Annotated in this window: 25 protein-coding genes; 11 read left to right on the top strand and 14 right to left on the bottom strand. The window is 74.4% G+C overall.

Annotated features, from left to right (window positions below; all coding sequences use genetic code 11):
* Window positions 1-55 precede the first annotated feature (55 nt).
* Genes ACFVYI_RS16830 through ACFVYI_RS16820 form a run of 3 tightly spaced genes read left to right on the top strand, consistent with a single transcriptional unit; the run spans window position 56 to window position 3,716 of the window.
* Window positions 56-1,552: a class I adenylate-forming enzyme family protein gene (locus ACFVYI_RS16830; RefSeq protein WP_387885927.1), complete on the top strand. Its 1,497-nt coding sequence runs from the start codon at window positions 56-58 to the stop codon at window positions 1,550-1,552.
* Window positions 1,549-2,808 (top strand): cytochrome P450, encoded by a 1,260-nt coding sequence (locus ACFVYI_RS16825; protein WP_387885925.1) that lies wholly within the window; start codon window positions 1,549-1,551, stop codon window positions 2,806-2,808. Before ACFVYI_RS16830 ends, ACFVYI_RS16825 begins: the two co-directional genes overlap by 4 nt.
* The gene (locus tag ACFVYI_RS16820) at window positions 2,799-3,716 is read left to right on the top strand and encodes an NAD-dependent epimerase/dehydratase family protein (protein WP_387885923.1); all 918 of its coding nucleotides are present in this window, start codon (window positions 2,799-2,801) and stop codon (window positions 3,714-3,716) included. Before ACFVYI_RS16825 ends, ACFVYI_RS16820 begins: the two co-directional genes overlap by 10 nt.
* A gap of 48 nt (window positions 3,717-3,764) precedes the next feature.
* Here ACFVYI_RS16820 and ACFVYI_RS16815 read toward each other — a convergent pair whose 3' ends face one another.
* The 3 genes from ACFVYI_RS16815 to ACFVYI_RS16805 all read right to left on the bottom strand — a co-directional run bounded on the left by ACFVYI_RS16815 (window position 3,765) and on the right by ACFVYI_RS16805 (window position 5,272).
* Complete coding sequence (locus ACFVYI_RS16815) at window positions 3,765-3,965, bottom strand: DUF5326 family protein (protein ID WP_387885920.1); 201 nt, start codon at window positions 3,963-3,965, stop codon at window positions 3,765-3,767.
* 283 nt (window positions 3,966-4,248) lie between these two features.
* On the bottom strand, window positions 4,249-4,917 hold the full coding sequence (tenA, locus tag ACFVYI_RS16810) for a thiaminase II (RefSeq protein WP_387885918.1): 669 nt from the start codon (window positions 4,915-4,917) through the stop codon (window positions 4,249-4,251).
* Window positions 4,918-4,954: 37 nt separating this feature from the next.
* Window positions 4,955-5,272, bottom strand: a complete 318-nt coding sequence (locus ACFVYI_RS16805) for a cupin domain-containing protein (RefSeq protein ID WP_387885916.1) — start codon at window positions 5,270-5,272, stop codon at window positions 4,955-4,957.
* Window positions 5,273-5,371: 99 nt separating this feature from the next.
* Here ACFVYI_RS16805 and ACFVYI_RS16800 point away from each other — a divergent pair, with 99 nt between their 5' ends.
* Window positions 5,372-5,749: a phage holin family protein gene (locus tag ACFVYI_RS16800; RefSeq protein WP_387885914.1), complete on the top strand. Its 378-nt coding sequence runs from the start codon at window positions 5,372-5,374 to the stop codon at window positions 5,747-5,749.
* Between the two features lie 95 nt (window positions 5,750-5,844).
* On the opposite strand, the gene ACFVYI_RS16795 is transcribed toward ACFVYI_RS16800, so the two are convergent.
* Both ACFVYI_RS16795 and ACFVYI_RS16790 read right to left on the bottom strand, forming a co-directional pair.
* Window positions 5,845-6,264 carry an SsgA family sporulation/cell division regulator gene (locus tag ACFVYI_RS16795; RefSeq protein WP_387885911.1) on the bottom strand — a complete coding sequence of 140 codons (420 nt, stop codon included), beginning with the start codon at window positions 6,262-6,264 and terminating at the stop codon, window positions 5,845-5,847.
* 245 nt (window positions 6,265-6,509) lie between these two features.
* Window positions 6,510-7,289: an IclR family transcriptional regulator gene (locus tag ACFVYI_RS16790; RefSeq protein WP_387885909.1), complete on the bottom strand. Its 780-nt coding sequence runs from the start codon at window positions 7,287-7,289 to the stop codon at window positions 6,510-6,512.
* A 328-nt stretch (window positions 7,290-7,617) separates the two neighbouring features.
* Here ACFVYI_RS16790 and ACFVYI_RS16785 point away from each other — a divergent pair, with 328 nt between their 5' ends.
* The gene (locus ACFVYI_RS16785) at window positions 7,618-8,145 is read left to right on the top strand and encodes an NUDIX domain-containing protein (RefSeq protein ID WP_387885906.1); all 528 of its coding nucleotides are present in this window, start codon (window positions 7,618-7,620) and stop codon (window positions 8,143-8,145) included.
* A gap of 55 nt (window positions 8,146-8,200) precedes the next feature.
* Here the strand turns inward: ACFVYI_RS16785 and ACFVYI_RS16780 are convergent, their stop codons facing one another.
* From ACFVYI_RS16780 to pdhA, 4 genes are all read right to left on the bottom strand, one after another.
* Window positions 8,201-9,874 (bottom strand): globin domain-containing protein, encoded by a 1,674-nt coding sequence (locus ACFVYI_RS16780; protein WP_387885903.1) that lies wholly within the window; start codon window positions 9,872-9,874, stop codon window positions 8,201-8,203.
* A 225-nt stretch (window positions 9,875-10,099) separates the two neighbouring features.
* Entirely contained in the window at window positions 10,100-11,488 is a 1,389-nt protein-coding gene (locus ACFVYI_RS16775) for a dihydrolipoamide acetyltransferase family protein (protein ID WP_387886015.1), read from the bottom strand.
* Between the two features lie 5 nt (window positions 11,489-11,493).
* The gene (locus ACFVYI_RS16770) at window positions 11,494-12,456 is read right to left on the bottom strand and encodes an alpha-ketoacid dehydrogenase subunit beta (protein WP_387886014.1); all 963 of its coding nucleotides are present in this window, start codon (window positions 12,454-12,456) and stop codon (window positions 11,494-11,496) included.
* 83 nt (window positions 12,457-12,539) lie between these two features.
* A complete protein-coding gene (gene pdhA, locus ACFVYI_RS16765; protein ID WP_387885900.1) occupies window positions 12,540-13,682 on the bottom strand; it encodes a pyruvate dehydrogenase (acetyl-transferring) E1 component subunit alpha in 1,143 nt (380 codons plus the stop codon).
* Between the two features lie 148 nt (window positions 13,683-13,830).
* On the opposite strand from pdhA, the gene ACFVYI_RS16760 reads away from it, so the two are divergent.
* Window positions 13,831-14,292, top strand: coding sequence for an Lrp/AsnC family transcriptional regulator (locus ACFVYI_RS16760; protein ID WP_387885898.1), 462 nt, complete (start codon window positions 13,831-13,833; stop codon window positions 14,290-14,292).
* Window positions 14,293-14,669: 377 nt separating this feature from the next.
* On the opposite strand, the gene ACFVYI_RS16755 is transcribed toward ACFVYI_RS16760, so the two are convergent.
* Window positions 14,670-15,254 (bottom strand): TetR/AcrR family transcriptional regulator, encoded by a 585-nt coding sequence (locus ACFVYI_RS16755; RefSeq protein ID WP_387885896.1) that lies wholly within the window; start codon window positions 15,252-15,254, stop codon window positions 14,670-14,672.
* A gap of 126 nt (window positions 15,255-15,380) precedes the next feature.
* Between ACFVYI_RS16755 and ACFVYI_RS16750 the strand changes: the two genes are divergently transcribed.
* The 3 genes from ACFVYI_RS16750 to ACFVYI_RS16740 all read left to right on the top strand — a co-directional run bounded on the left by ACFVYI_RS16750 (window position 15,381) and on the right by ACFVYI_RS16740 (window position 20,179).
* A complete protein-coding gene (locus tag ACFVYI_RS16750; RefSeq protein WP_387885893.1) occupies window positions 15,381-16,649 on the top strand; it encodes a hypothetical protein in 1,269 nt (422 codons plus the stop codon).
* Between the two features lie 148 nt (window positions 16,650-16,797).
* A complete protein-coding gene (gene paaN, locus ACFVYI_RS16745; protein ID WP_387885891.1) occupies window positions 16,798-18,498 on the top strand; it encodes a phenylacetic acid degradation protein PaaN in 1,701 nt (566 codons plus the stop codon).
* Window positions 18,499-18,649: 151 nt separating this feature from the next.
* Window positions 18,650-20,179 (top strand): FAD-dependent monooxygenase, encoded by a 1,530-nt coding sequence (locus tag ACFVYI_RS16740; RefSeq protein ID WP_387885888.1) that lies wholly within the window; start codon window positions 18,650-18,652, stop codon window positions 20,177-20,179.
* A 64-nt stretch (window positions 20,180-20,243) separates the two neighbouring features.
* On the opposite strand, the gene ACFVYI_RS16735 is transcribed toward ACFVYI_RS16740, so the two are convergent.
* Window positions 20,244-20,810: a CGNR zinc finger domain-containing protein gene (locus ACFVYI_RS16735; protein WP_387885886.1), complete on the bottom strand. Its 567-nt coding sequence runs from the start codon at window positions 20,808-20,810 to the stop codon at window positions 20,244-20,246.
* A gap of 263 nt (window positions 20,811-21,073) precedes the next feature.
* On the opposite strand from ACFVYI_RS16735, the gene ACFVYI_RS16730 reads away from it, so the two are divergent.
* Both ACFVYI_RS16730 and ACFVYI_RS16725 read left to right on the top strand, forming a co-directional pair.
* A complete protein-coding gene (locus tag ACFVYI_RS16730) occupies window positions 21,074-23,233 on the top strand; it encodes a protease pro-enzyme activation domain-containing protein (protein WP_387885884.1) in 2,160 nt (719 codons plus the stop codon).
* A 243-nt stretch (window positions 23,234-23,476) separates the two neighbouring features.
* Window positions 23,477-24,517 carry a hypothetical protein gene (locus tag ACFVYI_RS16725; RefSeq protein WP_387885882.1) on the top strand — a complete coding sequence of 347 codons (1,041 nt, stop codon included), beginning with the start codon at window positions 23,477-23,479 and terminating at the stop codon, window positions 24,515-24,517.
* A gap of 39 nt (window positions 24,518-24,556) precedes the next feature.
* Here the strand turns inward: ACFVYI_RS16725 and ACFVYI_RS16720 are convergent, their stop codons facing one another.
* From ACFVYI_RS16720 to ACFVYI_RS16710, 3 genes are read right to left on the bottom strand one after another with little or no spacing between them, the layout of a single operon-like run.
* Window positions 24,557-24,694, bottom strand: coding sequence for a hypothetical protein (locus ACFVYI_RS16720; protein ID WP_387885879.1), 138 nt, complete (start codon window positions 24,692-24,694; stop codon window positions 24,557-24,559).
* Between the two features lie 21 nt (window positions 24,695-24,715).
* Complete coding sequence (locus ACFVYI_RS16715) at window positions 24,716-25,048, bottom strand: DMT family transporter (RefSeq protein ID WP_387885876.1); 333 nt, start codon at window positions 25,046-25,048, stop codon at window positions 24,716-24,718.
* A gap of 28 nt (window positions 25,049-25,076) precedes the next feature.
* Window positions 25,077-25,607, bottom strand: a complete 531-nt coding sequence (locus ACFVYI_RS16710; RefSeq protein ID WP_387885874.1) for a TetR/AcrR family transcriptional regulator — start codon at window positions 25,605-25,607, stop codon at window positions 25,077-25,079.
* Window positions 25,608-25,635 lie beyond the last annotated feature (28 nt).

The raw sequence follows: 25,635 nt of genomic DNA, 5'->3' as shown, positions 1-25,635 counted from the left end.
CGTCGCTCCCACCACCCCGACCCCCACCGCCCGACGCCCCGTTGAGGAGGGCCCCGTGCTCGACCGGCTCGCCCACGCCCTGCGCACCGTCCACCCCGACCGGCCCGCCGTCCTCGGCCGCGGCCGCACCGGCGCCACCCTGGTCCGGATCCGCCGCGGCGAACTCGCCGACCTCGCCGACCACTACGCCGCCGCCCTGCACGCCCGCGGCCTCGGCGCCGGCGCCACCCTCGGCGTCGCCGTCCGCCCCGGCCCCCGGGCGCTCGCCGTGATGCTCGCCGCCCACCGGCTCGGCCTGCGGGCCGCCGTCCTCGACCCGACCGCCGGACCGGACGTCCTGGCCGCCCGCCTCGCCCTGGCCCGGCCGGACCTCGTGCTCGCCGACGCCGCCGCCCAGGCGGTGGCCGGCTGGGCCGGGCCGCTGGCCCGCCGCGCCCACCTCGCCCTGCCCCCGCTGGCCGCGCTCGGCCCGGTCGCCACCCTCGGCCGCCGGCTGCCCGGCTGCGCCCCCCGGCTCGCGACGGCGGGCGCCACCGGGCCCGTGCCCCGCCGCGGCGAGGCCGGCACCGACGCCGACGCCGACGCCGACGCCGTGATCGTCTTCACCTCCGGCACCACCGCCCGCCCGCGCGCCGTCGTGCACACCCGCGAGGGCCTGGCGGCCGGCCTGCGCACCGTCACCGAACTGGTCGACCCCCGCCCCGGCGGCGTCGTGCTCGGCGGCACCTTCTTCGTGCTGGTACCCGCCCTCGCCGCCGGCGCCACCGTCGCCCTGCCGGCCCGCGGCCCGCGCGCGCTGGCCGGCCAACTCGCCCGGCTGGCCCCGGCCCAGACCTACCTCACCCCGCCGGCGCTGCGCGCCGCCCTCGGCACCGGGGCCCGCTTCCACGGCCGGGTCTGGACCGGCTCCGCACCCGCCGACGCCGGCCTGCTGCGGCGGGTCAAGCAGGCCGGCGCCGACCAGGCCTGGGGCGTGTACGCGCTCACCGAACTGTTCCCGGCCGCCGCCGTCGAGGAGGCCGAGAAGAGCGCCCACAGCGGTCCCGGCGACCTGGTCGGCGCACCGCTGCCCGGGGTGCGCGCCGACCTCACCCCGGAGGGCGAACTGCTGCTCGCCGGCCCGGGCGCCCGGCACCGCTACCTCGGCGAGGAGCCCGACCCCTGGGTCCGCACCGGTGACCGGGCCACCCTCGCGCCGGACGGCCGGATCGTCCTCGCCGGGCGGCTCAAGGACATGGTGCTGCGCCGCGCCGAGAACATCTACCCCGGCCTCTACGAGCCCGCCCTGCACCTTCCGGACGTCGAACTCGCCGTCCTGGTCGGCGTCCCGGCCCCCGACGCACCGGGTGACGAACGGCTGGTCGCCCTCGTCCAGCCGCGTCCCGGCGCCGATCCGCAGCGGCTGCGCGCCGCCCTGCGGGGCCCGCTCGACCGGATGGGCGGGGCCCGCCCGGACGCCGTGCTGTTCGGCACCGTCCCGCTGGCCGGGCGCTCCCGCAAACCCGACCGGGCGGCGGCCGCCGCCCACTGCGCCCGGGAGCTGTCCGCATGACCGGCGAGCCCACCCGCCCGGCACCCGCCGCACCGCCCGGCCGGGCACCCGAGCCGGCACCCGCCGCCGACGCGGCCTCCGGCAAGCCGGCACCCTTCACCGGCCCGGCGCCCGCCGCCGCCCGGGCCGCGCGCCGCCGCGACCGACGGGTCTACCTGCGCAGCCACCCCGTCCTGTTCGCGCTGCTCTGCGCCACCCGCCGCCGCCCGGTCGTCCGGCTCGGCCGCACCCTCCTGGTGCACGGCACCGAGGCCTACCGCGAGGCGCTCACCCGCGTCCCGCTCGACCGCACCGCGCCCGGCACCACCGGCGGCGCCGCCGCCCGACTCACCGGCGGGGGGCTGCTGTTCGACCAGCAGGGCGCCGAACACCGGGCGGCCCGCCGGGCGGTGGCGGCCGAGCTGAGCACCGGCGCGCTCGACCGGATCCGCCCGCTCTGGCAGGCCGTGCTCGCCGAACGCGCCCCCGAGCTGTCCGTCAGATCGCTCGAACTCGTCGGCCTTGCCCAGGAGTTGGCAGGCGTGACAGCCGCCGCGCTGACCGGCTCCACCGCCTGCCCGCACACCCTCGCCCGCGCCTGCGCCGACGCCGCCGCGGCCGCCGCCCGGGACCACCTGCCCGGCCCGCGCCCGCCCGGCCGCCGGCGGGCCGACGCCACGGCCGCCACGACGGCGGCCGACCTCACCGCGCTGCTGCCGGACCCGCTCGACGCCATGCTCACCGTCGCCGCCGTCACCACCACCGTCGCCGCCCTGCCCCGGGCCGCCGCCTGGTGCGCCGACGCCGGCCTCTGGCCCGGCGTCGACCCCGCCACCGCGCCCGGACTCGCCGCCGAACTCCTCCGGCTGACCGCCCCCTCGCCGCTGCTCCCCCGGGTCGCCGCCGCCGACGCCACCCTGGCCGGCCTCCCGGTCCGGGCCGGTGACCGCCTGGTCCTGGTCGCCCGGCACGCCGCCCGGGCCCACCGGCGCGGCCCCGCCCCCGGCCCGGCCGCCACCCAGGCCGTCTTCGGCGCCGGCCCGCACGCCTGCCCGGGCGCCGGCCTCGCCCGGGCCCTGCTCACGGACGTGCTGCTCGCGCTGGCCCCGTACCGCCCGGTGGTCGCCCGGGCCCGGGTCGACCGCCGCTCCGCCCTCCCCGGCTACGCGGAACTCACCCTCCGGCGCACCGCGCCCCGGGTGCCCGGACCACGCCCGTCCCGACCACACCCGTCCCGACCCGAGGAGTCCCGGCCCGAGGAGTCCCGGTGCGGATAGCCGTCACCGGCGCCGGCGGCTTCTGCGGCTCGCACGTCGCCCGCGCGGCCGCCGCGCTGGGCCTCGACGTGCTCTGCCACGGCCGCTCCCCGGGCCCGGTCGGCCGCCACGTCCCCTGGGACGCCACCACCGGCGACCCCGACCTGACCGGCGTCGACCTGGTGGTGCACTGCGCCGCCGCCGTCGCCGACCTCCCCCGGGGCTCCGCCGGCGAGGCCCAGCAGTACGCCGTCAACGTCACCGGCACCGAACGGCTGCTGCGCGCCGCCGGCGGCCGACCGGTGGTCTGGGTGAGCAGCGCCAGCGTCTACGACCCCCGGATCGACCGCTCCGGCATCCAGGAGCACCACCCCACCGGCGGCGGCCACCTCAACGCGTACGGGCGCACCAAGGCGGCCGGCGAACGGCTCGCCCTGGAGGCGGGCGCCGTGGTGCTGCGCCCGCGCGCCGTCTACGGACCGGGCGACCCGCACCTCGCCCCGCAGCTGCTGGCGCGGGTGCGCCACGGCCTGCTGCTGCTCCCCGGCGGTGACGTCCGGATCAGCCTGACCGCCGTGCGGAACCTCGCCGACGCCTGTCTGGCCGCCCTGGGCCTGACCGGCCACGCCTGGACGCCCGGCGCGTACAACATCGCCGACGACCGGCACTACCGGCGCGACGACGCCGTCCGCCGGGTGCTCGCCGCGCACGGGGTGCGGGCCCGGATCCGCCACGTGCCCGCGCCACTCGCCCGGCTGGCCGCCCGCACCGGCCGCGTCCCCGGTCTGACCCCGTACGCCGTCGACCAGCTCACCACCGGCATCACCCTCGACCTCGCCCGCTCCCGTGCCCAGCACTGGCGACCGGGCTGGGACCTCGACAGCGTCCTGCCGCCCGACCGGCCCGGCGCCGCGTCCGCGAACGACTGACGCCCGCACCCCCCGAGGGGGTACGGGCGTCGGGGCCGGCCGTACGGCTCAGCTCTTGGCGGCCTTCTTCACCAGGATCACCACGGCGGCGGCGATCCCGACCACCACCAGCAGCTTGATGACCAGGCTCAGCAGCGCGCCCACCACGCCGAAGACGAACCCGATGATGTTCCAGGCCAGGATCAGCACCAGCACCGGAACGACGATGTTGCGCACCCACGAGGGCAGCGACTTCCAGAACTCAGCCATGTCCGTTCCTTCTCTCCCCTCGGGCCGGCTGCCGTCCGGTGCCGCATCCCGCTTGCTTTCGATACTTCGATCGTACGGTGACGCACGGGCCGGAACGAGAGCCAACGGCCCGGAGAGAACCCGGAGATCACCCCTACCCCGGCCCCCGGGGACACCCCTGGGGGAGCGGCCCGGAACGGGCCCGGCAGGGGCGGTACTCCCGGGACGACCGGCGGGGCGGCACGCCCCGGGCGCACCACCGGGCGATCGCCCGGGTCGGCGTCGGACCGGGGTCGGCCCGGCGTCAGACCGGCCAGGTCTCGCCGCGCCAGGCCGCGTCCCAGAACATCCACTCGTACCGCGAGGTGGTGGTGAAGTGCTCCACCACCCGGCGGCGTTCGGCCGGGGAGATCTCCTCGCCGAGCCGGTCGGCCAGCGCGAGGACGCGGCGCACCACGGACTGGAACGCCTCGTCGCCGTAGGTGGCGATCCACTTGGCGTACAGCGGGTCGGGGGAGCCCTTGGCGAGCAGTTGGTCGCCGACCCGGGCGTAGATCCAGTAGCAGGGCAGGACCGCGCCGACCGCCTCCGCGAAGGAGCCGCCGTACACCGTGGCCAGCAGGTAGCTGGTGTAGGCCCGGGTGGTGGGCAGGACCGGCTCGGCGGCGGCCTGTTCGGCGCTGGCGCCGAAGGCCGTCATGAACTCCGCGTGCATGCCCTGCTCGGCCGCCAGCGCACCGACCGCGTCGTCCGCGAAGGCCCGCACGTCCTCCTCGCCGGGCGCCTTGGCGGCGCAGACGGCGAGCGCGCGGGCGTAGTCGCGCAGGTAGTGCGAGTCCTGGACGACGAAGTGGCGGAACGCCTCGCGCGGCAGGGTGCCGTCGGTGAGGCCGCCGATGAAGGGGTGGTCGAGGATCTCGGCGTAGATCGGCTCGATCGCCGCCCAGAGTTCTTCCGTCAGGCTCAGGCTCATGCCCCGACCCTAACCGGACCGGTCCGGGCGCCGGCCGTCAGTCCTCCGGCGGGGAGAACACCACCAGCACCCGCAGTTCCTCGGTGACGTGGTGGAACCGGTGCGGCACCCCGGCCGGGACGTAGACCACGGTGCCGCGGGCCACCGTCGTGGTCTCGTCGCCGACGGTCAACTCGGCCCGGCCGCTGACCACCTGGTAGATCTCGTCCTGGGCGTGCGCGGTCTGCGGGTCGGTGGCGCCGGGGGAGAGCGCGTAGAGGCCGGCGGACATCCGCGGCTCACGCAGGAAGCGCAGATAGGCGCCGTCGTTGGCGGCACGCTCGGCGTCCAGTTCGTCCAGCCGGAACAGCTTCACCGGGGCTCACTCCTCGTCCTGGTCCGGGTCCGGGGGCATTCAACACCAACATGGCGGCCGGAGCTTCCCCCACCCCGCCCGGCCTGCGACGCTGGCCCCATGAAGGGTTTCGTCATCAAGACACTTATCAACGCGGCCGCCATCTGGGTGGCCGCCTGGATCGTCACCGGCATCACGCTGACCGGCGACGACTGGCAGCACAAGACCCTGACGGTGATCGCCGTGGCGCTGATCTTCGGGGTCGTGAACTGGCTGATCAAGCCGGTGGTCCAGCTGTTCTCGCTGCCGCTGTTCATCCTCACCCTGGGGCTGATCACCTTCGTCATCAACGCCCTGATGCTCTGGCTGACCTCCTGGGCCTCGGACAAGCTCGACCTGAGCTTCAACGTCGACGGCTTCTGGGCGGCGCTGTTCGGCGCGCTGATCATCAGCCTGGTCTCCTGGGGGCTCAACCTGGCGCTCGGCGACGACGACTGAGCAGGCCCGCTCCCCGCGGTCCGACGCGCACGACGACGCGAAAGGGGCCCGCCACCCGGTTCCGCACCGGGGGCGGGCCCCTTCTGCCGTGCCGGTCACCTCTCGCAGCCCCTGAGGATGTCGGCGAGTTGGGCGTCGATCTCCCCGCCGGTGAGCTCCTGGCCCATCGGGACCAGCCGGTCGGTGCGCGCCAGGAAGGCGATCAGCGGCGGCGCGGAGGCGCGCAGCAGGGCGTCCCCCTCGGAGGCGTGCAGCACGACGCAGACCTCCGAGAGCTCCCCGCCGACCGGGTGGACGTGCACGTCGCCCTCGCCCGCCGGCCGGCTGATCCCGTCGAGCAGCAGCTCCCGGGCGAAGACCCAGGTGACCGGGGCGTCGCCCGGCAGGTGGAAGGTGAAGCGGACCGCGTACGGGTCGGCGGGGTCGTACTCCAGGTCGACCACGATGCGGAAGGAGAGCTCGGTGGAGACCACGAGGTTCATCACCAGGTGGCCCTGGACTGTGCTGTGCTGCATGGCGCCAGTACCTCTCGTTCTGCCCGGCCGTGCGTGCTGTGGGTCCGCAGGTGACCGGACAATGCAGTTCGCTGACATGGGAGGGAGTGCGGCCGTGTCGATCGTGCGGCCGATTGAGGCGGTTTTGTGCAACCAATCCCTGTTCGATCCTCATCGTCCATGTTTGGGGACGTAGTGGACAAGGTGTGCTTTTTCAAATGGTGAACAAGGGGGAATGAGCTTGTGCCCGTGGGGCACGAGGAGTGTCAGCGGACGAACGAGGACGTCATCGCGCCGACGCTGCGGCGCAGTTGCCCGGCGGCGGCGGCCAGCCGGCCGGCCTGCTCGACCGGGAGGGAGATGGCCATCGTCGCGACCACCGAACCGACGGTGATGGGCACGGCGGCGCAGACGGTGCCGAGCGCGTACTCCTGGTGCTCCAGCACCGGCACGGTCGGCCGCAGCGCGGAGAGCCTGCGCAGTACGGTCGACTCGTCGGCGAGGGTGGACGGGGTGAGTCCGACCGGCGGGTGGCGGGCGAGGTGGTCACGCCGGGCCTCGTCGGGCAGTTGGGCCAGCAGGCACTGGCCGATGGCGTGGGCGTGCGCGGTGGCCCGGAAGTCGGCCCACGGCTCGACGGCCGGTTGTCCGGCCCCGGCGGCGGTGTCCACCACCGTCACCTCGCCGTCCTGGTAGCGCGCGAAGTAGACCGCGGCACCGAGTTCGTCCCTTAACTGTTCCATCCGGACCCGCAGGTCGTGGCGCTCGGACTGCCGGTCGTCGGCCCGGCCTATGCCGTCCACCGACTCGCCGTAGAAGAACCTGCCGTCGGCCCGCCGCAGATAGCCCTCGTGGGTCAGGGTGCGCAGCAGGTGGTACGTGGTGCCGAGCGGCAGGCCGGCGGTGCGGGCGAGCTGCTTGGCGGTCGCCCCCTGCAGGAACCCGCCGACGGCCTCCAGCAGCCGCAGCGCCCGCTGGACGGAGGCGATCAGGGTAGGTTGCCGGTCCTTGCGCACCGGTGTCGTGCGCTCTGCGATCTGATCCATGACCACACCCAGCCCCCAGCCCGAGTCGTTGCACAGGAGGGCATGCGGAGTGAAGTACTCCGATTTGCCCGATAGTCGCTCATTGCAGCACAGGCGTGGCGCCGCTGCAATCACTCTCATACGGTTCGATCGATAAATTCCTTTGAATCGAAGGAAGAATTAGACTTTCACTCAATACTTTCAAGATCCGTTCAAGGTTCATCTTTATGATCCAAGATCTATCGGCGCTGCGAACACTCCCCGAACGGACGCACCCGAGCAGGCACGAGTTTCGGCCCCGTCGGCCTGCGGGAGACTCCCGCACAACGCTCCAGCCCCGGAGGTGGCCATGCGCACCCCGCCCCGCCCCGTCGTCAAACGGACCGCACGGGCGATCCTGCTGGAGCTGGACCCGGCCGATCCCCACGGACCGGCCTCGATCGTGCTGATCAAACGCACCCGGCCCGGCTCCCCGCACCCCTACTGGATCACCCCGGGCGGCGGGGTCGAGAGCGACGACCGCACGGTGACGGACGCCCTGCACCGCGAGGTGGACGAGGAGCTCGGCGGCAAGGTGGTGGACGTCGTCCCCGCCTTCGTCGACACCATCAGCCACACCCACCACGACGACGGCACCCTGCTCCACCCGCACGGGGTCAAGGTGCAGCACTTCTTCGTCTGCCGGCTCGCCTCGATGGACCTCGACCGCCGGCACGGGCCCGAGGTGGACGAGCCGAACGGCGAGTACGAGGTGGTCCGGGTGCCCTTCACCCGGGAGGGCGTCACCGCGGTGAACGTCGTCCCGCCCAGCCTGCGGGCGTACCTGGCGGCCAACATCGAGGGAGTCCGCGCGCTGCTCGCCCCCGACTTCGGCTGACGGAGCCCCGGGTGGCCCGGGCCGGGCCACCCCGTCCGGCCGCTCGGGCCGCCGTTCAGCCCGCCGCCAGGTCGCCGACCAGGTCGTGCCGGATCCGCTCCGGCGCGACCCCGGCCCGCAGCAGCACGCCGACCCCGCGCCGCACCATCGCGGCCGGCCCGCCGAGGTACGCCTCCCGGCCCGCCCAGGGCCCGAACCTGCCGACCACCTCCGGCAGTTCACCCGTGAGCAGACCGCCACCGGCGGCCGCAGCGGCGCCGGCGCGCGGCCCCGGCCCGGACAGCACCGGGTGCACCGAGAGCCAGCGGTGGCGCCCGGCGAGCGCGCGCAGCGCCTCCAGCTCGTACAGCTCGGCGGCCTGCCGGGCACCGTAGAAGACCTCGACCGAGCGGCCCCCCGCTCCGTGGTCGGCCACCTCCTCGACCAGCGCCTTGATCGGGGCGATCCCGGTACCGCCGCCGAGGCAGAGCAGGTCCGCCCCCGCCGCGTGGTCGACGGTCATCGCGCCCGCGGCCGGGCCGAGCCGCAGCACGTCCCCCGGCGCGGCCCGGTGCACCAGCGCGTTGCTCACCCAGCCGGCCTGGACGGCCTTGACGTGGAGGGTCAGCAGGCCGTCCGGCCGGGGCGCGGAGGCGAACGAGAAGTACCGCCAGACCCGCGGCCACCAGGGCGTCTCCAGGCTGGTGTACTGCCCGGCGCGGAACGGGTAGGCCTGGTCGGGGCGGAGGGTGAGCACCGCGACGTCCGGGGTGCGCAGCTCGTGCCCGACCACCTCGGCCTGCCACCAGGGCGGCGAGGTGCGGGCGTCCCCCTCGGCGGCCTCGATCATGATCGAGGAGACCAGCCGGTAGACGCGGCGCCAGGCCAGCTCGGTCTCGGCGTCCCAGCGGTTGCCCGCGTACCGGGCCAGCGCCGCCACCAGGCACTCCCCCACCGGGCCGTAGTGGCCGGTCAGGGTGCCGTACCGGCGGTGGCCGCAGCCGAGCGCGCTCAGGTAGGTGCGCAGGCCGTCCGGGTCGCCGGCGTTGCGGGCGGCCATCAGCAGGGCGCGGAAGAGCCGGTCGCGCTGGACGTCCATGGCGGCCGGGAAGAGCGCGCGGACCTCCGGGTGGTGCAGGAAGATCAGGGCGTAGAAGTGCGCGGTGGCCCGGTCGGCGACCGGTTCGACCACGGCCAGGCTGGTCCGGATCAGCTCGATGTCCCGGGCGGTGGGCGGCCGTTCGGCCTCGGCGACCTCGGCGACCTCGGCCACTGCGGCGACTGCGACCGGCGCGGGCACCGGCGACGCCGGTGAGACGGGCACCGGGCCGGGCCCGGCGAGGGCCGGCGGCGTGGCGAGGCCGCCCGAGCCGGTCCAGTTGAGGCCGGGGGCCCGGGTGAACAGCGGCTCGATCACGGGCACGGGCTGCCCGGTGGGCGTCGACGGCGCCGGGATCGCGGGCGGCTCGGCCGGCGGGTCGGGGATCGCCGACCGCGGCGGCGCGGCGGGGGCCGGCCCGAGGGGGGTCACCGGGGCCGGGAGCGCGAGCGCGGCGGACACCGGCGGGAGGTCCGGCGGGTCCAGCGGCATCGGCGGGAGGGCCACCGGGGTGTCCGGGCCGCCGCCCGAGACGGCGTCCGGGCCGGGGCCCGACACGGCGTCCGGCGAGCCGTCCGGCATTCCCGGAACGGCCGCGGCCCGCGCCGAGCCGTGTCCGGTGCGGACCAGGAGAGTTCTGCGGGACTTCACCGCAACGTTTCGAGTACCCAAGAGAATCGTTTCGCCTCCGGCCGGCCTGTGCCACCACCTGGCTTGTTCCTGCTGACGCCTAGGCAGCGTGGCACGCCCGAAGTGCTCATCCGACAAATCGCGCGAAGCCCGGACACCCGCCCCCCGTACGCGCTACTCTCGCTCGATCTGCGGTCGCCCTGGGTGTCCGGGCAGCCACCCAAGGCGACCGCCCGGACCCTTTGGTCACAACTGCCGTAGCAGCATGCCCGGTTGCTCGACACAGTCCGCGACGAACCGCAGGAACCCGCCCGCCGTACCACCGTCGCAGACCCGGTGGTCGAAGGTGAACGACAGCTGGGTCACCTCGCGCACCGCCAACTCGCCCTGGTGGACCCAGGGTTTGGCGACGATCCGGCCCACACCGAGCATCGCCGCCTCGGGGTGGTTGAGGATCGGGGTGGAGCCGTCCACGCCGAACACCCCGTAGTTGTTCAGGGTGAACGTCCCACCCGTGAGTTCGGCCGGAGTGAGCGCACCCGTCCGGGCCGACTCGGTCAACCTCCCCAGCTCGGAGCCGAGTTGCTCGGTGCTCAGCCGCTGGGCATCACGCACGACCGGGACGACCAGACCGCGCTCGCCCTGGGCGGCGAAGCCCAGGTGCACCGACGAGTGCCGCAGGATTCCCGAACCGTCCTCGGTGACACTGGAGTTGAGCTCTGGGAAGCGGGCGAGCGCCACCGTGCAGATCCGGGCGAGCAGCGCCAGCACACTCACCTTCGGCCCGGGCGTGGCGTTCAACTGACGCCGCAGCGCCATCAGTTCGGTGGCATCCGCGTCGACCCAGCAGGTCGCCGCCGGGATCTCGCGGTGGCTGCGGGAGAGCTTCTCGGCCACTGCCCTGCGCAGGCCGCGCAGCGGGACCACCTCGGCCGCCGCCGACGCCCCCGCCGACGCCCCCGCCCACGGCTGCGTCCCGCCGTGCACCGGCGCCTGCGCCAGGGCACCGCCCGAGGCCAGCGCCGCGACCGCCCGTTCGACGTCCGCACGCATGATCAGGCCGTCCGGCCCGCTGCCGGTCAGCGCCGCGAGATCGATCCCGTGCTCCCGGGCCGACCGCCGGACCAGCGGCGAGATCACCGGCACCACCGCCGGAGCGACCGCAGCCGCCACCGGAGCAACGGCGGTCGTCACCGGAGCAACGGCGGTCGTCACCGGAGCAGCAGGAGCCGCCGGAGCCGCCACCGCGGCCGACGCACCCGCCACCGCGGCCATCGCGCCGGCCGGAGCCCCGACCCGGCGCCGCCGGCCGCCGCGGTCCGGCTCCGCGACCCCGTAGCCGACCAGCGGGCGCTCCACCTCGGCGGCCGGGGACGGCGCCCCCGCCGCCGGCGACACCGCGACCGTCACCAGCGGCGCACCGACCGCCACCTCCTCGCCCGGCTCGCCGTAGCGGGCGGTGACCACCCCGCCGTACGGGCAGGGCACCTCGACCACGGCCTTGGCCGTCTCCACCTCCACCACCGGCTGGTCTACGGCGATCACCTCGCCGACCTCGACCATCCAGCGCACCACCTCCGCCCCGGTGAGCCCCTCACCGAGGTCGGGCAGGGTGAACTCGCGTACGACGGGCATCATCCTCAGGCCTCCCACTGCAGCCGGGCGACCGCGTCCAGGATCCGGTCCACCCCGGGCAGGTGGTGGTGCTCCAGCATCGGCGGCGGGTACGGAATGTCGAAGCCGGTGACCCGCAGCACCGGTGCGGCCAGGTGGTGGAAGCAGCGCTCGGTCACCCGGGCGGCGATCTCCGCGCCGGTGCCGCCGAAGCCGGTCGCCTCGTGCACCACCACGGCCCGGCCGAGCGAGCGCACCACCCGGCAGACCGTCTCGTCGTCGAAGGGCACCAGGGTGCGCAGGTCGAGCACCGCGAGGTCCCAGCCCTCGGCCTTGGCCGCCTCGGCCGCCTCCAGGCAGACCGGCAGCGAGGGACCGTAGGTGATCAGCACCGCCGACGTCCCGGTCCGCCGCAGGACGGCCCGCCCGATCGGCTCGACCGGCGCCGCCGGGTCGAACTCCGCCTTGCCCCAGTACAGCCGCTTGGGCTCCAGGAAGACCACCGGGTCGTCCGAGGCGATCGAGGCCCGCAGCAGCCCGTAGGCGTCGGCCACCGTGGCCGGGGTGACCACGTGCAGGCCGGGGGTGCTGGCGTAGTACGCCTCGGAGGCGTCGCTGTGGTGCTCCACACCACCGATGCCGCCGCCGTACGGGATGCGGACGGTGATCGGCAGCGGCAGCCGGCCGGCCGTGCGGTTGCGCATCTTGGCGACGTGCGAGAAGAGCTGCTCCAGCGCCGGGTAGGCGAAGGCGTCGAACTGCATCTCGACCACCGGGCGCAACCCGTACATCGCCATGCCGATCGCGGTGCCGAGGATGCCGGCCTCGGCCAGCGGGGTGTCCAGGCAGCGGTCGGCGCCGAACTCGGCGCCCAGGCCGTCGGTGATCCGGAAGACACCGCCGAGCGCGCCGACGTCCTCGCCGAGCACGTGCACGGACGGGTCCTCGCGCAGGGCGTCCCGCAGCGCGGAGTTGAGCGCCTGCGCCATGGTGGCGGTGCGCGGGCCGGCCGGGGAGTGCCGCACGGCGGGCCGGCCGAGGGCGGGGGCGGGCGACGAATGGGCGGTGTTGCTCATGGGTGCTGCACCTCGGCCTCGGCGGCCAGCTCGGCGGACAACTGGGCGGCCTGCTCCCGCAGTTGCGGAGTGGGCTCGGCGTACACATGGGCGAACAGCGCCATCGGGTCCAGCACCGCGTCGGCGTGGAACTCGGCCCGCATCCGGGCCGCCAGCGCCTCCGCCTCGTCGGCCGACTCCTGCACCTGGGCGTCGTCCAGCAGACCGAGCCGGCGCAGGGCGCGCTCCATCAGCAGGATCGGGTCGTGCTCGCGCCAGGCGGCCACCTCGGCGTCGTCCCGGTAGCGGGTGGCGTCGTCGGCGTTGGTGTGCGCCTCGACGCGGTAGGTCAGCGCCTCGACCAGGGTCGGGCCGCCACCGGTCCGGGCCCGCTCGACCGCCTCGGTCAGCACGCTGTGCACGGCGGGTGCGTCGTTGCCGTCCACCAGCCGGCCCGGTATGCCGTAGCCGACCGCCTTGTGGGCGAGCGTCGGCGCGGCGGACTGCGCGGTGAGCGGGACGGAGATCGCGTACCCGTTGTTCTGGACCAGGAAGACCACCGGGGCGTTCAGCACGGCGGCGAAGTTCAGCGCCTCGTGGAAGTCGCCCTCGCTGGTGCCGCCGTCGCCGAGCAGCGCCAGCGCGACCACCGGATCACCGGCGAGCCGGGCGGCGTGCGCCAGTCCGACGGCGTGCGGGGCCTGGGTCGCCAGCGGGGTGCAGAGCGGCGCCGTCCGGGCCGCCACCGGGTCGTAGCCGGTGTGCGCGTTGCCGCGCAGCAGGGTCAGCGCCTCCAGCGGGTCGACGCCGCGGGAGACCACCGCGAGGGTGTCGCGGTAGCTCGGGAAGAGCCAGTCGCGCTCGCCGAGCGCCAGCGCGGCGGCGACCTGGCAGGCCTCCTGGCCGGTGGACGCCGGGTAGACGGCCAGCCGGCCCTGCTTGGTCAGGGTGGTGGCCTGCTGGTTGTAGCGGCGGCCGACCACCAGGCGGCGGTACAGCTCCCGCAGCAGCGCGGGGTCGTACTTCTCCAGCTCGGGAGTGCCGAGCACGCGGACCGGTGAGGCGTCCGGAAGCAGCGGGGCCGGGTCACTGCGCGGGGCGGTCGCCCCGGGCAGCCAACCGGGCACCGCCGTGTGGTGTCTGTGGTCGAGAACGGTCATCTCGGGCACCTCCAGGGGTGGCGGGGGCTCCCTACCGATTGTTCGGTCGTCTGTTCATCTTGACCAGAAGCGTGACAAGGTGCTGGACAATCGGCCCGGGTGGCGGTCGACTGATGGCAGTGCGTCCAATCCTTGGGGGTGGGGGGTCATGTCGGCTGAACAGACGTCCAGACTCGACCGTGTCGACCGGGCGATCCTGCGGCTGCTGCAGCAGGACGGTCGCGCCTCGATCCGCTCGGTGGCCGAGCGGGTCCATGTGTCCAGGGCGAACGCGTACGCCCGGATCTCCAGGATGGTCGAGGACGGCGTCATTCGCGGCTTCACCGCCCGGGTCGACCACGAAAAGGCAGGTCAGGGCGCATCCGCGTACGTCACCCTGAAAATCGTGCAGAACTCCTGGCGGACGGTGCGCGAGCAACTGCTGGAGCTGCCCGGGGTCGCGCACATCGCCCTGGTGGGCGGAGACTTCGACGTCCTGCTCCTGGTGCACACCGCCGACAACCACGCCCTGCGCGAGCTGGTGCTGGGCAGCATCCAGTCCATCCCGCAGGTGCTCGGCACCCGCACCATGCTGGTCTTCGAGGAGACCGACCAGGTGCCGCCTGTCTAGATTTGGGCGCCCACTCGCCTCCGGGCCGCTTGACCCGGCGCCGACAGTCGGCGCTCCCTCGCTCTCCCCCAGCCTCCGGCCGGGGGTGCCCCCAACGTCGCTCCGTCCCTTGCCCTCCTTGCCCGGCATCGGGCAGGAGGGGCCCACCCTTTCGGCACCGGCGCGGCCCTTCGGTTCGGGGCGCGTGGGCGCGGGGTGCCCGATCGGGAACGCGCGCGGCCCCTCGGTCGGGGCGCGCCTGTGCGGGGCCGGGGCTTGAGACCAGTGGCCGGGCTTCAGGCGCCGGGGCCGGCCGTCCGGGCTGCCGGGGCGACCGGGGCGGGGTGCCCTTTCGGGACGGATGGGTGGCCCTTTGGCGCGGTTGCCCGCGCTCCGCGCTACCGGGCCCGGAGGCCGTCGAAGGCCAGGTGGACGACCGCGTCCGCGACGCCGTCGGCCGCCTTGAGGCCCGGCCGGTACCACTCCACGATCGAGTTGATCATGCCGAAGAGCAGCCGGGTGGCCAGCCGGGGCTCGACGTCCGCCCGCAGTGAGCCGTCCGCGACGGCGGCCCGCAGCAGCTCGGCCACCTGGTGGTCGAAGTCCCGGCGGCGCTCCAGCGCCCACTGCTCGGTGGCCGTGTTGCCGCGCACCCGCAGCAGCAGGGTGACGTACGGCAGCTCGGTCAGCAGCACCTCGGCGGTGCGCCGCACCACGTGCTCCAGCCGCTCCACCGCCGGGCCCTCGACCGCGCGCGGTTCGGCGAGGATGCCGAACAGCCCGTCCAGGGCCCGCCCGACGGCCAGCCGGAGCAGCTCCTCCTTGCCCCGCACATGGTGGTAGATCGAGGACTTGGAGATCCCGGCCGCCCGGGACAGGTCCTCCATCGACGTGCCGTCGTAGCCGCGTTCGTTGAAGACGTCGACGGTCACGGCGAGCAGCGACTCCACGGTGTACGCGGTACGCGTGGTGTGATCGGCCATCCTCCGAGTATCCCCGTACCCACTGCGCCGGATGCGCCCGGGTCCATTGGTCCGCACCACCGGCGCGGGCGACGGCCTAGAATCTGCGGACCAGCGTCCATGGCCAGCAGGGTGGGGTCCAGTCTGATGAGCGCAATACCGGCAGTCGCCTCCGACGTGCCCGAGCAGCGCAGCGAGGAGCCGGGAGCCGCGGCGAAGACCGGCCCGCGCGAGCGTGCCCGCGCCCTGGTCCTGCGGTTCGGGCCGGCCGTCTGGTGCTACGCGGTGCTCAAGCTGCTCGGCTTCACCGTCTTCATGAAACTGCTCGCCTACTCGGGCGACTACCTCAAGAAGCACCCGCGGTTCGGCGGCGGAGCGAACCCCTGGGACGTGCTGGCCAGCTGGGACGGCTGGTGGTACCAGCAGATCGCCCAGTTCGGCTACCACCCGGCGCTGGTCCCGATCCCCGGCGGCACCCCCGGTTTCACCATCGAGCAGAACTCGGCCGCCTTCTTCCCGCTCTACCCGGGTCTGATGCGGCTGGTCTCGGACGGCACCGGGCTCGGCCTGTACGGCGCCGGGATGCTGGTCTCGGTGGTGGCCTCGCTGTTCGCCGCCGCCGGGATCTACGCGGTGGTCGACCGGCTGGCCGGCCCGCGCGCGGGTGTGATCGCGGCCGGGCTCTGGGCGATCGCCCCGGGCTCCGGCGCCGAGTGGGCGCTCTACTCCGACTCGCTGTTCGTCGCGCTCGCCGCCTGGGCCTGCTACTGCGTGATGACCAAGCAGTGGATCGCCGCCGGTGTGATCACGCTGGTCGCCGGTCTCAACCGGCCGACCGCCGCGGCGCTGATCGGCGCCGTCGGCCTGGCCGCGCTGGTCGAGCTGTACCGGCGCGAGAGCGGCGTCGTCCGCCCGGTGACCGCGATGCTGCTGGCCCCGCTCGGCCTGCTCGGCTACGTCGGCTGGGTCGGCTGGCGGGTGGACGACTGGGGCGGCTACTTCAAGCTCCAGCACGACGCCTGGCTGCACTACTTCGACTTCGGCCAGGGCACCTTCGAGGCGATCCGCGGCGTGCTGCTGGGCCGCTCGGACTACCCGTTCGCCTGGCCGGTGACCGACCTGCTGGCCACCTTGATCGTGCTGACGCTGCCGGTGCTGATCGTGCTGCTGATCCGGCTGCGTCCGCCGCTGGTGCTGACCGCCTACACGCTGGCCACCATCGTCTCGGTCCTCGGCAGCCTGGGCATCTTCGGCAACACCTCGCGCTACCTGCTCCCGGCGTTCCCGCTGCTGATCGCCCTGGCGGTGGCGATGCGCAAGCTGAGCTGGCCGGTGCTGGCGGCGGTGCTCGGCACCGGTGCCCTCGCCTCCGGCTGGTACGGCGGCTACGTCATATTCGAGCTCGGCATCCCGTAAGCCGGCACCCGTCCGACCGCGGGGGCGCGTCCGTTCCGGACGCGCCCCCGCGCGTTTACCGGATCGGACCCCGCGCACCCTCTTGAGCCGACCGATCGTTCGGTTACTCTGTGACGTGTCCCGTCCTCCCCTCTGAGGAGCGCACACCATGTCCGCAGCGGTCACCCACCCCCTCGTCGCCGAGCTGGTCGCACGCCACCAGGCCACCCTGGACGCCGCGCTCGCCGCCGCCGCGTCGCGCGACTACTGGTCGCCCTACCCCGAGTTCCCGAAGGCCTACGGGGAGAGCGGCGCCGCTGACGGCAAGGCCGCCTTCGAGGCGCTGCTGAACCAGCCGTTCGCCCTCGACGGCCACCCCGCCGACGGCGACCTGATCGGCGGCGAGGCCTCCCCGTACGGCGTCGAGCTGGGCGTCGGCTACCCGCACGCCGGGCCGGACGCGCTGATCGCCGCGCTGCTCGTGGCCCGGCCCGGCTGGGCCGCCGCCACCCCGCTCACCCGGGCCGCCGTCTGCCTGGAGATCCTGGCCCGGATCAACGCCCGCTCGCACGAGTTCGCGCACGCGGTGATGCACACCACCGGCCAGGCCTACGGCATGGCCTTCCAGGCCGGCGGCCCGCACGCCCAGGACCGCGGCCTGGAGGCGGTCACCTACGCGTACGCCGAGCAGACCCGGCTGCCCGCCAGCGCCGGCTGGACCAAGCCGCAGGGCAAGCGCGACCCGCTGGTGATGACCAAGGAGTTCACCGTCGTCCCGCGCGGCCTGGCGCTGCTGATCGGCTGCAACACCTTCCCCACCTGGAACGGCTACCCGGGCCTGTTCGCCTCGCTGGCCACCGGCAACCCCGTCCTGGTCAAGCCGCACCCGCGCGCCGTGCTGCCGCTCGCGCTGACCGTGCGGATCGCCCGCGAGGTGCTCGCCGAGGCCGGCTTCGACCCCAACCTGGTCTGCCTGGCCGCCGAGCACGAGGGCGGCACCGTCGCCCAGACGCTCGCCGTCCGCCCCGAGGTGAAGCTGATCGACTACACCGGCTCCACGGCCTTCGGCGACTGGCTGGAGGAGCACGCGCGGCAGGCCGAGGTCTACACCGAGAAGGCCGGCGTGAACACCGTGGTCGTCGACTCCACCGACGACTACCGGGGCATGCTGAACAACCTGGCCTTCTCGCTCTCGCTCTACAGCGGCCAGATGTGCACCACCCCGCAGAACCTGCTGATCCCGCGCACCGGCATCGACACCGACCAGGGCGCCAAGTCCTACGACGAGGTGGTGACCGACCTCGCCGGCGCCATCGACGGCCTGCTCTCCGACGACGCCCGCGCCGCGGCCGTGCTCGGCGCCGTCGTCAACCCCGGCGTGCTCCAGCGCACGGTCGCCGCGGCCGGCGGCGAGTACGGCGAACTCGCCCTCGCCCCGCGCGTGGTCTCCTCGCCCGAGTTCCCCGCCGCCACCGTCCGCACCCCCGCGCTGGTCAAGCTGGACGCCGACAAGCCGGACGACCGGGCGGTCTTCCGCAGCGAGTGCTTCGGCCCGGTCTCCTTCGCCGTCGCGGTGGAGTCCACCGCCGCCGCGGTCGAGCTGCTGCGCGACACCGTCCGGACCCAGGGCGCGATGACCGCGGCCGGCTACACCACCTCGCCCGAGGTCGAGGCCGCCCTGGTCGAGGCCTCGCTCGACTCCGGTGTCTCGCTCTCGCTCAACCTCACCGGCGGCGTGTACGCCAACCAGACCGCCGCCTTCTCCGACCTGCACGGCACCGGCGCCAACCCGGCCGCCAACGCCGCCTACTGCGACGGCGCCTTCGTCGCCAGCCGGTTCCGCACCGTGGAGATCCGCCGCCACAGCTGAGCCGATCGGGTTCCGGGCCCCGGCACTGCCACGCCGGGGCCCGGTTCCGTTCCGCGGAGATTCACAGCCCCGCCCCGAGCCAGCGATGATGGAGACCGGGAGGACGCCCGGACCGGCGTCCAACCTCCGTCCGAGCACCGGGAGCTGACACATGACCGCGAAGCAGACCGTCACCGACGTCCTGATCGTCGGGGCCGGACCGACCGGCCTGCTGCTGGCCGGGGACCTGGCGACCGCCGGGGTCCGGGTCACCGTCCTGGAGAAGCGCGACACCGAGTCCAACCTCACCCGGGCCTTCGCGGTGCACGCCCGCAGCCTGGAGCTGCTGGACGCCCGGGGCCTGGCCGACGACCTGATCGCCACCGGCCGCCCGCTCACCTCGCTGCGGCTCTTCGACCGGCTCCGGGTCGACCTCGGCAGCCTGCCGAGCCGCTTCCCGTTCGTCCTGATCACCCCGCAGTACCACACCGAACGCCTGCTCCAGGAGCGCGCGCTGAAGGCCGGTGCGACCATCCTGCGCGGCGCCGAGGTCGTCGGGCTGCGGCAGGACGCCGAGGGCGTCACCGTCGAGACCCTCCCCCGCGACCGCGGTGGCGAGGCCCCCGCGGACGGCGCCACCGAGACCCACCGGGCCCGCTACGCGGTCGGCACCGACGGCGTCCACTCCACCGTCCGCGACCTGCTCGGCATCCCCTTCCCGGGCGAGTCGGTGGTCAACTCCGTCGTCCTGGCCGACGTCCGGCTGGACCGCGCCCCCGACGAGCTGGTCACCGTCGGCGCCGCCGAGGGCGGCTTCGCCTTCCTCGCGCCGTTCGGCGACGGCTGGTACCGGGTCATCGCCTGGGACCGCGCCGAGCAGCACGCGGACGGCACCCCGCCCGCGCTCGACCGGATCGCCGAGATGACCCGCAACGCCCTCGGCGAGGACTACGGCCTGCACGACGCCCGGTGGAGCTCGACCTTCCACAGCGACGAGCGCCAGGTGCCCAACTACCGCTCCGGCCGGGTCTTCCTGGCCGGCGACGCGGCCCACTGCCACTCCCCGGCCGGCGGCCAGGGCATGAACACCGGCCTCCAGGACGCCGCCAACCTCTCCTGGAAGCTCGCCGCCGCCGTCCGCGGCCGGGCCACCGACGCCCTGCTGGACACCTACCAGACCGAGCGGCACCCCGTCGGCAAGTCGGTGCTGCGCACCTCCGGCGCGCTGATCCGCCTCGCCCTCGCCCAGTCCGCGCCCACCCGGGCCCTGCGCGGCGCCCTCACCTCCCTGGCCGACCACCTCGACGTGGTCGCCGAGCGCGGCGCCCGGACGATCTCCGGGATCGGCATCCGGTACGCCGCGCCCAGGGACGCCCACCCGCTGGCCGGCCGGCGCGTGCCCGACCTGCGGCTGACCGGCCTGGAGCAGACCCGGGAGGGCGAGCCGGCCGCACCCGAGCGGCTCTACGAGGCGCTGCGCGCGGGCACGTTCGTCCTGGTCAGCAATGACCAGCTGCCCGCCGCCGAGCCGTGGGCGGGCCGGGTGCTGACCGTCGCCCCGGCGGACCCGCACGGCAAGCTGCGCGACACCGTGCTGCTGGTCCGCCCCGACGGCTACGCCGCCTGGGCGGCCGTCGACCCGGGCCGGGGCGAGATCCGCGCCGCGCTGGCCCAGTGGCTCGGCGCCCCCGACGAGGACTGAGGGCCCGGCGGGGGTGCGGCGGCGGTCCGCCGCCGCACCCCCCGGTCCGCTCGACCGAAAAGCCCTAGGCGCGCGCCTTCTCGTAGTGCCGCGCCGCCTTCGCGCGGTTCCCGCAGACCGCCATCGAGCACCATCGGCGACGCCCGTTCTGCGATGTGTCGAGAAAGTGCAGAATGCAGGCCTCGTGCGCACATTTCTTGATCCGGTGCGCGCCCCGGCCGAGCAGGGCGAGGAAATCGTCCACCGCCAGCCAGGCGGCCAGCCACTGCGGCCCGTCCACCTCGACGTGCTCCGCCGGCCCCGCCGCGCCGAGCTCGCGCCGCAGCCTCCCGTGCCGCAGCACCTCGTTCAGCCCGGCCGCCGCCGACCCGCTCACCGCGCCCCGCTCGTCCAGGTCCCGGACGGCCGCGGCGAGCGCCTCCCGGGCCTGCCGCAGCGCCACGAGTCCCGCCCCGTCGGCCCGGCAGCGGTCCGCCAGCCCGGCGGAGGAGAGCCAGATCCGCAGGCCGTCCGGCTCGTCCAGCAGGTCGTTCACCGGGGTGCCCGCCCACCGCGTGTTCAGCAGATCGAGCGCGAGCGGCTCGCCGATCAGCGGGCGGGGGTCGTGCGGGTCAGCCGTCCGGTCCGTCATCGGAATACTCCCTCGGTCTCGCCCGGTACCCGATTCTACGTCGCCCCGCCGCCCCCGAATCGGTGGGGCCGGAGCATGAATTCCGGCCGTTAACTGTATGGAGGCGTCTCCATTCCGTTCTCCACAGTTGACTGTTTTTTAGCAACGAATTGCTTGACCATAAGCCAATTCCCGGAACCCCTCTGACATGTTCTAGCCAGCGTTTCACCCCAGAAACGTCCTGGCCCCTGCCGGCCCCCACATGCCGGCCAGAGGAGGATTCCGTGCGCCCTCGCTCCCTCGCCCTTGCCGCGGCCCTTGCCGTCCTGCCGCTGTCCGCGGTCTCGCTCGGCGTGACCGCCGCGCAGGCCGCCCCGGCCCCCAACGCCGCCGCGCCCCGCGTCTCGCTGCCGAACACGGTGACCCCCGCGGTGGCCCGCTCCGAGAAGAAGGGCGACGTCCCCGCCGACCAGCAGCTCTCGGTCGCCGTCAGCCTGAAGCTGCGCGACACCGCCGAGCTGGACCGCTTCCTCGCCGCGATCGCCACCCCCGGCACCCCGGAGTTCGGCAGGCACCTGACGCCGCAGCAGTTCACCGAGCGGTTCGGCCCGACCCAGGCCGCCGTCGACCAGGTCCGCGCCTTCCTGACCGCCCAGGGCCTGACCGTCTCCGGGGTCAGCGACAACCGCCAGGTGGTCGACGCGCACGGCACCGCCGAGCAGATCGCCACGGCCTTCGGCACCCACGAGAGCGCCTACCTGGACCCGCAGCAGCAGCGCACCTTCTTCGCGAACGACGCGGCCGCCTCCGTCCCGGCCGCCCTCGCCGACGTGGTGCAGGGCATATCCGGTCTGAACAACCACACCGTCCGGACCACCCGCAACGTCAAGCCGTCCACGCCCGCCGCCCCCGCCGGGACCCTGGCCGCCCCCAGCGGCTTCGGTCCGAGCCAGTACGACGGCGCGTACAACCTGAACAAGACCGGCGCCGACGGCACCGGCGTCAGCGTCGCGCTCTGGGAGTTCGACGGCTACAGCGCCAACAACCTGAAGACCTACGACACCCAGTACGGGCTCACCGGTCCGGCCGTCTCCACCGTGTCGGTGGACGGCGCGAACTACGACTCCTCCCCCGGCGAGGGCCAGGGCGAGGTCGAGCTGGACAGCGAGATCGTGCGCGGCGTCGCCCCCAAGGCGACCCAGCTGGTCTACGAGGCCCCCAACAGCGACCAGGGCGAGATCGACATGGCCGCCAAGATCGTCGCGGACAACCGGGTCTCGGTCATCTCCATCTCCTGGGGCTCCTGCGAGCCGGACACCACCGCCTCCTCCATGACGGCGGTCGACAACTCCTTCAAGCAGGCCGCCGCCCAGGGCATCTCGATCTTCTCGGCCTCCGGTGACGACGGCTCGCGCGACTGCACCCGCTCCACCAGCGGCTCCGGCGTCAAGGCGGTCGACTTCCCGGCGTCCAGCCCGCACCAGACCGGCGTCGGCGGGACCAACCTCAAGGTCTCCGGCAGCGCCTACTCCTCCGAGAGCGCCTGGAGCACCGCCGGCGGCGGCGTCTCCACCGTCTTCGCCAAGCCGAGCTGGCAGACCGGCACCGGCGTGAGCGGCACCATGCGCACCGTCCCGGACATCTCCTCCAACGCCGACCCGGCCAGCGGTTTCGCCATCTACACCGCCGGCGGCTGGCAGGTCTACGGCGGCACCAGCGCGGCCGCCCCGCTGTGGTCCGGCTACGCCGCCCAGTTCAACCAGAAGGCCAAGGCTGCCGGGCAGCCCGTCCTCGGCGAGGCGAGCCCGCGGCTGTACGCCGTGGCCAACAGCAGCAGCTACGGCACCGCGTTCCACGACGTGACCACCGGCAAGAACCAGGACTTCTCCACCAAGGCCGGCTACGACCAGGTCACCGGCTGGGGCAGCCCGATCGCGGACGCCCTGAACGCGGCGCTGCTCGGCGGCACCACCACGCCGCCCACCGGCGGCTGCACCTCGGCCCAGCTCATCGGCAACGGCGGCTTCGAGACCGGCACCGCCGCGCCGTGGACGGCGTCCACCGGCGTGGTCGACAACACCTCCGGCGAGGCCGCGCACGCCGGCTCCTGGAAGGCCTGGCTGGACGGCTACGGCAGCGCCCACAGCGACAGCCTGGCGCAGACCGTCTCGATCCCGGCCGGCTGCAAGGCCACGCTCTCCTTCTGGGTGCACATCGACACCGCCGAGTCCGGCAGCACCGCGTACGACAAGCTGACCGTCCAGGCCGGCTCGACCACGCTGGCCACCCTGTCCAACGCCAACGCGGCCACCGGCTACGTCCAGAAGTCCTTCGACCTCTCGGCCTTCGCCGGCCAGACGGTGACGGTGAAGTTCACCGGCACCGAGGACGCCTCGCTCAAGACCAGCTTCGTGATCGACGACGCCGCGCTCAGCGTCTCCTGACCACCGCTGTGGCCCCACACCGTCGGGGCGGTCCTTGTGCGGACCGCCCCGACGGTGTGTTTCCGTTCTGTTTCAAGATCGATAACCCTGCGGTCGACCGCTCGTGACCACTGTCATACGCACGACTGATGACGTAGCCTCTCGACCGTGCATAGGGTTCCCCACAGCTCGGTGAAGCCGTTCACGGCGCGCCTCGGCGCCGGACCTGCCGCGCCGAACCCGCTTGCTGGGGAAGGTAACCGCATGGGCTCACAACACCCCCAGGACGCCCGGCTCCGGCTGGTCGGACCGCGCCCCGGCGCGCCCGCACCCGCCCCCGTGCCCCCCGTCACCACCACGACCGCCGTCACCACGACCGCCGCCACCGCCTCGGGCACCGGCCGACCCGCCCCCGCCGGGGGCTTCGCCGACACCCTGCACCTGGCCATCGAGGCCAGCGGCCTGAGCCTCGACCGGATCCGCGCCGCACTGGCCCAACGCGGCGTCAGGGTCAGCGTGACGACGCTGAGTTACTGGCGTCGCGGCCGCAGCCAGCCCGAGCGGGCCAGCTCGCTGCGCGCCGTCCACCTGCTGGAGGAACTGCTCGGCCTGCCGCACTCCACGCTGTCCGCCCTGCTCGGCCCGCCGCGCCCGCGGGGCCGCTGGGCGGCCGCCGCCAACACCGCGCACCTGCGGCTGGAGGACGTCTGGCCGGGGGAGCAGGAGATCGCCGACGTCTTCGCCGAGCTGGACGCCCCGCCGGTCGGCGAGCTGGAGCGGCTGAGCATCCACGACTCCTACTACGTCGACGCCGAGCGCCGCGGCAACCTGCTGCGGATGCGCCAGGTGGTCCGCGCCACCGTCGGCGGCGTCGGCCGCTGCCTGGTCGTGCACAAGGCGGACGAGGAGGCCACCGGCTGCCCCGAGATCACCTCGGTCCGGCACGGCCGGCTCGGCCGGGTCCGCCGCAGGCCGAAGGCGGGTCTGGTGGTCGGCGAGCTGATGCTGGACCGCCCGCTCGGGCAGGGGGACAGCACGGTCTTCGAGTACGAGGTGGAGATCCCGCCCGGCGGCCCGACCATGGAGTACAGCCGCCGCTTCGCCATCCCGGTGCGCGAGTACGTGCTCCAGGTGCACTTCGACCCGGCGGCCGTGCCCGTCCACTGCGAGCGCTACGACCGCGCCCCGGGCGAGGCCGTCGACCGGCGCCGTGAACAGCTCTGGATCGGCGCCTCCGCCAGCGCCCACGTGCTCGCCCCCGACCAGCAGCCGGGCCACGTCGGCATCCGCTGGGAGTGGGAGTAGCGGCTCGGGGGCCCCGCCCGGTGCGGGCGCGGCGGCGGCTCAGGCCCGCGGCGGCGCCATCCGCACCAGGGCGACCATCCCCGGGATCGGGAACAGCGGCGGGAAACCGACATCGGTGACCACCATGGACGCCTTGGTGAAGCGCAGGACCCCGCCGGGGGCGGCGGTGTCGCTCATGTTCCCTCCTCCGTCATGCGCTCACTCGTGGCTCAGCCCCCCGCCGAGGTACATCACCGCGACCCCGCCGACCACCAGCGCCGCCCCGATCAGCGAGGCCGGCTTGACCGGCTCGCCGAACACGACCGCGCCGCCGACCAGCGCCCCGACCGTGCCGAGCCCCGACCAGACCGCGTAGACCGGGCCCACGTTCAGCGACTTCAGCGCCTGGGCCAGCAGCACGAACGCGGCGACGTACCCGACCGCGACCACCGCGCTGGGCGCCAGCCTGGTCAGCCCGTGCGAGGCCCGCAGGGCCAGTGTCGCCGTCACCTCGGCCGCGATGGCCGCTCCGACCAGCAGGTACGCCGTCATGTCCGTCCCCCGTCTCGCTTCGGATGACCTAGCTTCTGCCGCCGACGAGTTCGACCAGCAGATTGCGCAACTCACGGTGCAGCCCGTCGTGCGGCGGGCTGAGGTCGAGCAGTCGGGCCGACCACCAGCCGTCCACGGCCATCCGCACGAGCGTGGCCACGGCCGGGTCCAGACCGTCCTCGGTGAGACGCCGCTGCCACCGCTCGTAGCGGGCCCGCAGCACGTCGAGCAGTTCCGGCCCGCCGGCCGCGGCGAGCAGGGCGACCGGTACCTGATCGGCTCCGCTGGTGTCCCCGGCCGGTGACTCCTCGGGGATGCTCGCCTCCAACCAGGCGAGCGCGAAGGCTCCGGGAGGCGCCCCGGGACCGGGCAGTACGGCCTCGAACCGGTCGGCCAGCCGCTCGACCACTCCCTGGACGAGCGCCCGCTTGCTGGGGAAGTGGTGCAGCAGCCCACCCTTGCTGACGCCGGCCTCCTCGGCCACCGCGTCCAGACGCACCGCGTCCAGACCTCCCCGCACCAGCAGCCGCTCGACAGCATCGAGCAGGTGATCACGCACCGGTCGTCCCTCTCTCCGTGTTACAGAC

The organism is Kitasatospora sp. NPDC058218 (genome assembly GCF_042882445.1).
Taxonomy (GTDB): Bacteria; Actinomycetota; Actinomycetes; order Streptomycetales; family Streptomycetaceae; genus Kitasatospora.
Note: the sequence above shows the minus strand (reverse complement) of the source record. Positions and strands in the feature narration are given on the sequence as shown.

Excerpts from the sequence above, each read along its gene's own strand:
- ACFVYI_RS16785 (WP_387885906.1), top strand. The coding sequence starts at position 7,618 with ATGCGCACCCCGCCCCGCCCCGTCGTCAAACGGACCGCACGGGCGATC.
- ACFVYI_RS16750 (WP_387885893.1), top strand. The coding sequence starts at position 15,381 with ATGAGCGCAATACCGGCAGTCGCCTCCGACGTGCCCGAGCAGCGCAGC.
- ACFVYI_RS16815 (WP_387885920.1), bottom strand. The coding sequence starts at position 3,965 with ATGGCTGAGTTCTGGAAGTCGCTGCCCTCGTGGGTGCGCAACATCGTC.
- ACFVYI_RS16775 (WP_387886015.1), bottom strand. The coding sequence starts at position 11,488 with ATGCCCGTCGTACGCGAGTTCACCCTGCCCGACCTCGGTGAGGGGCTC.
- pdhA (WP_387885900.1), bottom strand. The coding sequence starts at position 13,682 with ATGACCGTTCTCGACCACAGACACCACACGGCGGTGCCCGGTTGGCTG.
- ACFVYI_RS16755 (WP_387885896.1), bottom strand. The coding sequence starts at position 15,254 with ATGGCCGATCACACCACGCGTACCGCGTACACCGTGGAGTCGCTGCTC.
- ACFVYI_RS16715 (WP_387885876.1), bottom strand. The coding sequence starts at position 25,048 with ATGACGGCGTACCTGCTGGTCGGAGCGGCCATCGCGGCCGAGGTGACG.
- ACFVYI_RS16740 (WP_387885888.1), top strand. The coding sequence starts at position 18,650 with ATGACCGCGAAGCAGACCGTCACCGACGTCCTGATCGTCGGGGCCGGA.
- ACFVYI_RS16790 (WP_387885909.1), bottom strand. The coding sequence starts at position 7,289 with ATGGATCAGATCGCAGAGCGCACGACACCGGTGCGCAAGGACCGGCAA.
- ACFVYI_RS16720 (WP_387885879.1), bottom strand. The coding sequence starts at position 24,694 with ATGAGCGACACCGCCGCCCCCGGCGGGGTCCTGCGCTTCACCAAGGCG.
- tenA (WP_387885918.1), bottom strand. The coding sequence starts at position 4,917 with ATGAGCCTGAGCCTGACGGAAGAACTCTGGGCGGCGATCGAGCCGATC.
- ACFVYI_RS16735 (WP_387885886.1), bottom strand. The coding sequence starts at position 20,810 with ATGACGGACCGGACGGCTGACCCGCACGACCCCCGCCCGCTGATCGGC.
- ACFVYI_RS16795 (WP_387885911.1), bottom strand. The coding sequence starts at position 6,264 with ATGCAGCACAGCACAGTCCAGGGCCACCTGGTGATGAACCTCGTGGTC.
- ACFVYI_RS16800 (WP_387885914.1), top strand. The coding sequence starts at position 5,372 with ATGAAGGGTTTCGTCATCAAGACACTTATCAACGCGGCCGCCATCTGG.
- ACFVYI_RS16725 (WP_387885882.1), top strand. The coding sequence starts at position 23,477 with ATGGGCTCACAACACCCCCAGGACGCCCGGCTCCGGCTGGTCGGACCG.
- ACFVYI_RS16760 (WP_387885898.1), top strand. The coding sequence starts at position 13,831 with ATGTCGGCTGAACAGACGTCCAGACTCGACCGTGTCGACCGGGCGATC.
- ACFVYI_RS16770 (WP_387886014.1), bottom strand. The coding sequence starts at position 12,456 with ATGGCGCAGGCGCTCAACTCCGCGCTGCGGGACGCCCTGCGCGAGGAC.
- paaN (WP_387885891.1), top strand. The coding sequence starts at position 16,798 with ATGTCCGCAGCGGTCACCCACCCCCTCGTCGCCGAGCTGGTCGCACGC.
- ACFVYI_RS16825 (WP_387885925.1), top strand. The coding sequence starts at position 1,549 with ATGACCGGCGAGCCCACCCGCCCGGCACCCGCCGCACCGCCCGGCCGG.